At 28.9% G+C, this 8,795-nt stretch carries 7 protein-coding genes; 3 read left to right on the top strand and 4 right to left on the bottom strand.

Going from position 1 to position 8,795, the window contains the following annotated elements; all coding sequences use genetic code 11:
- On the top strand, window positions 1-1,998 hold a 1,998-nt coding region (locus AACZ53_RS12245), incomplete at its 5' end, for a tetratricopeptide repeat protein (RefSeq protein WP_339838885.1).
- Window positions 1,999-2,001: 3 nt separating this feature from the next.
- Complete coding sequence (locus AACZ53_RS12240; RefSeq protein WP_339838882.1) at window positions 2,002-2,667, top strand: response regulator; 666 nt, start codon at window positions 2,002-2,004, stop codon at window positions 2,665-2,667.
- A 334-nt stretch (window positions 2,668-3,001) separates the two neighbouring features.
- Here AACZ53_RS12240 and AACZ53_RS12235 read toward each other — a convergent pair whose 3' ends face one another.
- The 3 genes from AACZ53_RS12235 to lepA all read right to left on the bottom strand — a co-directional run bounded on the left by AACZ53_RS12235 (window position 3,002) and on the right by lepA (window position 6,629).
- The gene (locus AACZ53_RS12235; protein ID WP_339838880.1) at window positions 3,002-3,556 is read right to left on the bottom strand and encodes a hypothetical protein; all 555 of its coding nucleotides are present in this window, start codon (window positions 3,554-3,556) and stop codon (window positions 3,002-3,004) included.
- A gap of 97 nt (window positions 3,557-3,653) precedes the next feature.
- A complete protein-coding gene (thiL, locus tag AACZ53_RS12230) occupies window positions 3,654-4,706 on the bottom strand; it encodes a thiamine-phosphate kinase (protein ID WP_339838877.1) in 1,053 nt (350 codons plus the stop codon).
- A 126-nt stretch (window positions 4,707-4,832) separates the two neighbouring features.
- Window positions 4,833-6,629 carry a translation elongation factor 4 gene (lepA, locus tag AACZ53_RS12225; protein WP_339838875.1) on the bottom strand — a complete coding sequence of 599 codons (1,797 nt, stop codon included), beginning with the start codon at window positions 6,627-6,629 and terminating at the stop codon, window positions 4,833-4,835.
- Between the two features lie 146 nt (window positions 6,630-6,775).
- On the opposite strand from lepA, the gene dusB reads away from it, so the two are divergent.
- Window positions 6,776-7,768 (top strand): tRNA dihydrouridine synthase DusB, encoded by a 993-nt coding sequence (gene dusB / locus AACZ53_RS12220; RefSeq protein ID WP_339838873.1) that lies wholly within the window; start codon window positions 6,776-6,778, stop codon window positions 7,766-7,768.
- 1 nt (window position 7,769) lies between these two features.
- Here dusB and AACZ53_RS12215 read toward each other — a convergent pair.
- On the bottom strand, window positions 7,770-8,795 hold a 1,026-nt coding region (locus AACZ53_RS12215; protein ID WP_339838871.1), incomplete at its 5' end, for an FtsX-like permease family protein.

Here is an 8,795-nt window from a genome sequence, read left to right as displayed (position 1 = left end):
CTTTTATTTTCTTTTAATTCTTGTAAAGAGAAAATAGATGAAAACTTATCTGTTAATGTCTACATTGATAGTATAAAATATTATAATAAAATTGTAAAGACAGATAATACTAAAGATTCTTTAAAATTAAATTTTATTAATAGAACTTTTAGCTTAAATAAAAAAATTTCAATTGATTCAATTCGTATAAAAAACAATGACACAATAGCTTATAATTTTTTAAAATATAATGATAACAAAAATTATATATTAGCAAGTCAAGTTAATTTATCAGACGCAATAAAACTTAAAGATACAGCTAGAATTACAAAAATTTATTCCAATTTAGGATATTTTTATTTAAAAAGAAATATTCACGATAGCGCATTCTTTAATTTTGATAAAGTTCAAAAAATTTATGCAAAAAAAGGAGTATTAGAGAAAGTAAACGAACATTCACTTAACAAAGCTTCATCTCAATATCAAGCTGGTGATTATTTGGGATGTGAAACAACAATTTTTAAGGCCCTTTTTTCATTAAAAAAACAAAAAAACGATTTAAATTTAAATATCGCATATACATTAATAGGTATAAGTAAAATTGAACTAAAAGAGTATGAAGAATCAATTGAATATTTAAATTTAGCATTAGATTTAACCAAGAATTTAGATCCATCAAAGTGTTTTAACGGTATTGCATATAATAATCTAGGATTAGTTTGTTTTAAAAAACAAGATTATGAAAAAGCAATTCAATATTATAAAAAAGCTATTGATGTAAAAGGTTTTGAAAACACAAATCTTCAAGTTTACACAATGGCAAAAGAATATATGTTGTTTTCAAAATTTAAATTGGGGCAAATTGATAATTTTAAAAATGATTATAATGAAATTATAAAAAACTTTAATAGTCTTAATTTATCCTCAATTCAACCAAAAATTCAATTGTCTGAATTTTATGAATCACAAAATGATATAATAAGTGCTCAAAGATTTGCACTTGAAGCATATAATTTATCAGTTAAAGAAAAACTATATAGAGAAAAACTAATTGCTCTAAAGCAACTAACTAATGTTTTTCCAGAAAAATCAAAATATTATTCTAATGAATATATAAAATTGACAGATAGTATAGCATCCGTAGATAAAAAAACTCAAAACACCTTTGCCCGAATTGAATATAGAGTAGATGAATTAAACAATGAAAATTTTTTGTTGGCTGAGCGAAATAAACAATTAATTTATTATTTTGTAATTGGTGCTTTGTTGTTATCTATGTTTTATATTTATAGGTGGCAGAAACAAAAACAAAGAGAGTTTGTCTTAATTCAGGAGCAACAAAAAGCAAATGAAGAAGTATATAGTTTGATGATTAATCAACAATCTCAAATGGATCATGTAAAAGCCCAAGAACAAAAAAGAATTTCTCAAGAATTACATGATGGTGTTTTAGGAAAGTTGTTTGGCGCTAGAATGAACCTTGATTTCTTAAACAATCAAGAACCAGAACAAATAAAAAATGACAAAGCAAAATATATTCAAGAAATAATTCAGGTAGAAAAACAAATTAGACAAATTTCTCACGAATTAAATGATGAAAAACGACATATCATTAATAATTATCAATTAATGATAGATAGACTTGTTGAAGAAGAAGAAAAACTTCTTAAAAGTAATATTGATTACACTTACAATAAGAAAGTGCCTTGGGAAAAACTTTCTGCGGAAGAAAAAATCAATTTATATAGAATATTTCAAGAGACATTCCATAATATTTACAAATATGCAAATGCTAAAAAAGTTATTTTTTCATTTGTTCATGATAATAACAATTTGAAAATTAGTATCTTAGATGATGGAAAAGGTTTTAATTACAAAAAAGCATCTAAAGGTATAGGTATTAAGAACATGAGAGAAAGAGCAAACCTAATAAATGCAATTTATACAATTGATTCAGAAATCAACAAAGGCACAACAACACAAATTATACTAGAACTAAACCCCAACAAAGAATTTTAAATTATGAAAAAACTAACTGTATTTATGGCCGATGATCATCCTTTTATCATTGAAGCATATAATAATACAATAAAAACCTATGAGAATGAATATGAAATTACTGTATTAAAAGCTAGTAACTGCAAAGAAGCATATGAAACCTTAAACAGTAGCGATACACCTCTTATAGATTTGGCTTTTTTAGATGTCAGTATGCCAGCATTTGAAGAAAGAAATGTATTAACGGGTGAAGATGTAGCTAGAATAATTAAAAATAAACAGCCTCAATGTAAAATTATAATGTTAACAATGTTGTCCGATTCTTTACGAATTTTAAACATTATTAAAAATATTAACCCTAATGGTTTAATAATAAAAAATGATTTAACCTTTGAAGAACTTAAAAATGCTTTTGAGAAAATTTTGCATGGAGATAATTACTATAGCCAAACAGTCGTAAAATATGTAAGTCAGTCAGCTTCTATAGAAAGCAGCCCAATTGACGAGCTAGATAGACAAATTTTATATCATATTTCTCGAGGAGTTAAAACAAAGAATATTCCAATGTACACTTCTATGTCTCTAAGTACTATTGAAAAAAGAAAATTAAGCTTAAAAGAGCTTTTTAAAGTTAAAGGAGGTTCTGATGAAGACTTAATTAGAGAAGCAAGAGACAGAGGGTTTTTATAAAAATACGGCAAAACCGTAACACAAAGAGGTTGAAACCGCAGACAACTTATTGTGCTTTATTGTAATTTAGCAAAAGGAAATAACAACAAAATATTTCTCATACGTTCTTATAATATTTTATGTGTCTATTAAATAAACTTTAAGCGTAAATTTTTCGTAATTTTTTTCTGCTTAAAGTTTAAAAACAAAATTTTATAAAACAGATGAATGTGTAGCCCTGTATTTGCCCCAAGCGAAACTTAACCTACTATGCCTAAATCTGTTTTGTTTTATTTTAAATTAAAAAAGCGCAAACATTTATTGTTTGCGCTTTTTTGTTTTACCTAAGTCTAAATTAAAATCTATAACCAATATTAAAATTAAATTTAGGAAAAAATAAAGGTTCTAAAGGAATATCTTTTAAATTCCTACCTAAACCAGCTACTAATTCAATTGAAATATTTGATTCGGTTACCCATTTTTTTCCAAATGAAGCTCCAATAACATTTGCAGAAAAACTTGAAATAGTTTCTATTCTTGGGGCCAAAACATCTTCTGGTTGAATAAAAAAAGTATCAACACCTTCCAAATACTTATAAAATGCTTCAAAAAAGAATCCGTTTGCTTTGTAAACATTATTTTTGTCTAAATAATATCTAACAAAAGGACTAATAGAAAATTGTTCTATTTTAAAATCATGTTTTTTTAAATTTGAAACTAAACTAGTACCAAGACTAAATTTTTTAAAAGTAAAATTTTCATAAGTTAAATAAACAGAGTTGTCCAAAATTTGAAAAGCATCAAGCTTTATTTCATGATTTTTTAAATTAATTTTTTTTAAAGAATCTTCTTGAGAAACACAAGTAAAATTTAAAGTTAAACAGATTACCACAACAAATAATTTTTTCATAAAATTTATATTTTTATGTGGATTATAAAATCAACAAAAGGTTGCGTTGTAAATTGCTTATTGATTTAAATTTAACTTTAAATGACTGTATGTTAACTTAATTGTCAGAACTTAAAGCATTCCAACCTTTCGCTTTCAAAGCAATTTTTGTATTTGCTCTTGTGATTAAGTGATTTCCTTCTTTTTCGTTTACAATATGTCCAATAACCGTTAAATTAGGATTGGCTTTTATTTTATCAAAATCCTTTAATTTAATAGTGAACAACAATTCATAATCTTCACCACCATTAATAGCAATCGTAGTGCTATCAATATTAAACTCTTCACAGACATCAATTAATTGTGGATCAAGTGGAATTTTTTCTTCAAATAAATTACAACCCACATTACTTTGTTTGCAAATATGCATGATTTCAGAAGAAAGTCCGTCCGAAATATCAATCATAGAAGTTGGTTTAACGTCTAATTGTGCTAATAATTCTTTGATGTCTTTTCGTGCTTCCGGCTTCAATTGTCGTTCAATTAAATAAGTGTAAGCGTCCAAGTCAGGTTGGTTGTTTGGATTTACCTGAAAAACTTGCTTTTCACGTTCCAAAACTTGTAAACCCATATAAGCTGCACCTAAATCTCCAGTTACAACTAATAAATCTCCTTCTTTTGCACCATTTCTATAAGCTAAATCTTTTTCATCAGCTTCACCAATAGCAGTTATAGAAATAATCATTCCTTTTTGAGAAGAAGTTGTGTCACCACCAACAACATCAACATTGTAGATTTTAGCTGCTAATGCAATTCCGTCAAACAACTCTTCTAAAGCTTCTAGTGGAAAACGATTAGAAACCGCAATAGAAACTGTTATCTGAGTCGGAGTAGCATTCATTGCATAAATATCCGAAAGATTCGCTACAACGGCTTTATATCCCAAATGTTTCAAAGGCATATAGCTCAAATCAAAATGAACACCTTCAACCAATAAATCTGTTGAAATTACAGCTTTTTTCTTCTTAAAGTCAATCACTGCAGCATCATCACCAATACTTTTTAGTGTTGACTTTTGTTTTACATCAAATTGCTTAGTTAAATGTTCTATTAATCCAAATTCACCTAATTGCGATAAATCTGTTCTTTGAGGGTTTTTGTCTTCTATCATTTTTTCAATTCTAAATTAGAAGTTGCAAAGGTACAACGTTGAAAGTGTATTTGCTAAATAAAAAACCCAACAACTTGCGTCATCGGGTTCCTCTTTCTTCTTGTATCTTTTTTCTATTCTCTTTTCTTAATCATTCAACTTCAAAACAGCCATAAATGCTTCTTGAGGAATTTCAACATTTCCTACTAAACGCATACGCTTTTTACCCTTTTTCTGTTTTTCAAGTAATTTTCTTTTACGAGAAATATCTCCACCATAACATTTAGCAGTTACATCTTTACGAAGAGCTTTTATCGTTTCACGAGCAATAACTTTTGCTCCAATTGCTGCTTGAATTGGAATATCAAATTGTTGTCTTGGGATTAATTCTTTCAATTTTTCACACATTTTCTTACCAATGTGATAAGCACTACTTTCGTGAATTAAAGCAGAAAGTGCATCAACTGATGCAGCATTTAATAAAACATCTAATCGTACTAATTTAGACTCACGTAATCCAATAGGTGAATAATCAAATGAAGCATATCCTTTAGAAACTGTTTTTAAACGATCATAAAAATCGAAAACAATTTCAGCTAAAGGCATGTCAAAAGTCAATTCAACGCGTTCCGTTGTTAAATATGTTTGATTGGTAATTACACCACGTTTTTCAATACATAAACTCATTACATTACCAACGAAATCAGCTTTTGTAATGATTGTTGCTTTTATATAAGGCTCTTCAACTCGGTCTAATTTAGAAGGTTCAGGTAAATCCGTAGGATTATTTACAATTAAAATAGTGTTAGGCTCTTTTTTAGTAAAAGCATGATACGAAACGTTGGGAACTGTAGTAATTACAGTCATGTCAAACTCACGTTCTAAACGTTCTTGGATAATTTCCATGTGTAACATGCCTAAGAATCCACAACGAAAACCAAATCCTAAGGCTGCTGAACTTTCTGGTACAAAAACCAGAGAAGCATCATTTAATTGTAATTTTTCCATTGAAGCGCGTAAGTCTTCAAAATCATCTGTATCAACTGGATAAATTCCAGCAAATACCATTGGTTTTACGTCCTCAAAACCTGTAATCATATTGGTTGTTGGTGTTTTTGCATCTGTTACAGTGTCACCAACTTTTACTTCTTTTGCTTCTTTTATTCCAGAAATCAAATAACCAACATCACCTGTTGAAATTTTATTTTTTGGGACTTGATTTAATTTTAAGGTTCCAACTTCATCAGCAAAATATTCATTTCCTGTTGCCATGAATTTAATCTTCTGACCTTTTTTAATTTCACCATTTTTTACACGGAAAATTACTTCAATTCCTCTAAAAGGATTGTAATGTGAGTCGAATATTAAGGCTTGTAACGGTTCGTCAACATTTCCTTTTGGAGCTGGAATTTTTTCGATAATGGCGGCTAAAATATCTTCAACACCAAAACCTGTTTTTCCTGAAGCATGTATAATATCTTCTAATTTACATCCTAATAAATCAATAATGTCATCACTAACTTCTTCTGGATTTGCACTTGGTAAATCCACTTTATTTAAAACCGGAATAATTTCCAAGTCATTTTCTAAAGCTAAATATAAATTAGAAATCGTTTGTGCTTGTATACTTTGTGCTGCATCAACAATCAACAAAGCTCCTTCACAAGCAGCAATAGAACGAGAAACTTCATAAGAAAAATCAACGTGACCAGGTGTGTCAATTAAATTTAAAATATAATCTTCACCTTTATATTTGTATTCCATTTGAATAGCGTGACTTTTAATGGTAATTCCACGTTCACGTTCCAAATCCATATTGTCTAATAACTGAGCTTTTTCTTCACGAGCAGTTACGGTTTGAGTAGCACCTAACAATCTGTCAGCTAACGTACTTTTTCCATGGTCAATATGTGCTATTATACAAAAATTTCTAATGTTTTTCATTCTCTTTTTCTTTCTTTATGTAGCAATGCGATTGCATTTAATTTGCAAATATAATTCAAAGTTTTGGATATAATATGCTGATTTTTTTTTCCTTAAGATTCAAACCATAATTTTTTAGTATTTTTGCAAAAATATTAGCTAGAAAAATGCCAAAAATCGGAAACATAGTTTTACCAGAATTTCCTTTATTACTTGCACCTATGGAAGACGTAAGTGATCCACCATTTCGTAGATTGTGCAAATTGCATGGGGCTGATTTAATGTATTCTGAATTTATTTCTTCAGAAGGATTAATTCGCGATGCAATGAAAAGCATGAAAAAACTAGATATTTTTGATTACGAAAGGCCAGTTGGAATTCAAATTTTTGGTGGTGATGAAGAAGCAATGGAAATGTCAGCCAGAATTGTTGATACAGTTCAACCTGATTTGGTTGACATAAATTTTGGTTGTCCTGTAAAGAAAGTAGTATGCAAAGGAGCAGGAGCAGGAGTTTTAAAAGATGTTGATTTAATGATTCGCTTAACAAAAGCAGTTATTAAAGGAACTTCTTTACCAGTTACGGTTAAAACTCGTTTGGGTTGGGATGATGCTTCTATAAATATTGATGAGGTTGCGGAAAGATTACAAGATATTGGTGTTCAAGCCTTGTCAATTCATGCAAGAACTCGTGCTCAAATGTATAAAGGGCATTCAGATTGGTCTCATATTGCAAGAGTTAAAAATAATCAAAGAATTACAATGCCTATTTTTGGAAATGGCGATATTGATTCTCCAGAAAAAGCCTTGGAGTACAAAAATAAATATGGAATTGATGGAATCATGATTGGAAGAGCAGCCATTGGAAACCCATGGATTTTTAATGAAATCAAGCATTTTATGAAAACGGGAGAACATTTAGATCAACCTAATATGAATGATAGAATTGATGCTGCAAAAAACCATTTAATTTGGTCAATGGACTGGAAAGGGGAGCATTTAGGAATTATAGAAATGCGTCGACATTATACCAATTATTTTAAAGGAATTCATTCTTTTAAAGAATATAAACAACGTTTGGTTACTACAGATGATTCAAATGGATTAATGAAAATTTTTGATGAAATTGCAGATGTTTATGCAGATTATCAATTTTCGTAAGCTATTCCACTAATTTTTTCGAAACCGTGCTACTTGCGATCCAAGAAGCAATAATTCCCAATAAATATATTGTTGAAATTACAATTAAAATGTTTTTGATTTCAAAAACTACAGGATAAGGCAAAGAGTCATTTACCATAACTAGACTAAACTGTTGTTGAATTACTACTATAAGGATTCCGAGAATTAATCCAATTAATCCGCCAAAAAAAGTAAGCAAACCACCTTGAAAAAAGAATATTCCACGCAATTGTTTTACTTCCACGCCTAAATTATACAAGGTTTTTAAATTTGATTTTTTATCGATAATCATCATGATTAAGGCTCCAATTAGATTGAATAAAGCTATGATAATCACTAAAGTAAAAATAAGATATACCGCAATGTTTTCTGTATTCAGCATTTTGTAAAGTGAATCATTTAACTGGGCTCTGTTTTTTATAGTAACATTATTTTTAAAAATTGATTTTAATTCAGCTATTGCTTTTTCTTCACCTGAATTAGGATTGATTTTAAATTCAATATTTGTGACTTGATTTGGCTTAAAACCAAGTAATTCTTGAGCTATTTCAATATCGCAATACACATATTTGTTGTCAATTTCTTCATTCAAAGAATATACCCCAACAGGAATTAATGATGCACGTTTAAAATCATCTTCGCTAGAAATTTGCCCTTTTTTAGGTTTTGGAGCAATAACTTCTAATCGATTATTAAAATCTAATAAACCAATTGAAAGTTTACGCATTATTCCAGCACCAATAATAGCTTGATTAGTTTCTGATTCAATCCAAGAACCTGCAAAAAGCTGTTCGTTAAAATGCGTAACATCAGAATATAAAGAATCGACCCCTTTTATGTAGGCAACTTGTTCTTTTTCGTCATATAAAAAGAAAACACGTTCTTCAACTATTTTACTGAATGCTGAAAAGTTTGTCGATTTCTTTAGTTGATTGACTTGTTCCGTAGAAAGTATAAAAGATTTTCCTTTTGAAGCTTCAATTTTTAAATCTGGATCAGTTGAATT

Source organism: uncultured Flavobacterium sp. (genome assembly GCF_963975005.1).
Taxonomy (GTDB): domain Bacteria; phylum Bacteroidota; class Bacteroidia; order Flavobacteriales; family Flavobacteriaceae; genus Flavobacterium.
The sequence above is the reverse complement of the archived record's forward strand: the minus strand, read 5'-3'. Positions and strand labels throughout refer to the sequence as shown.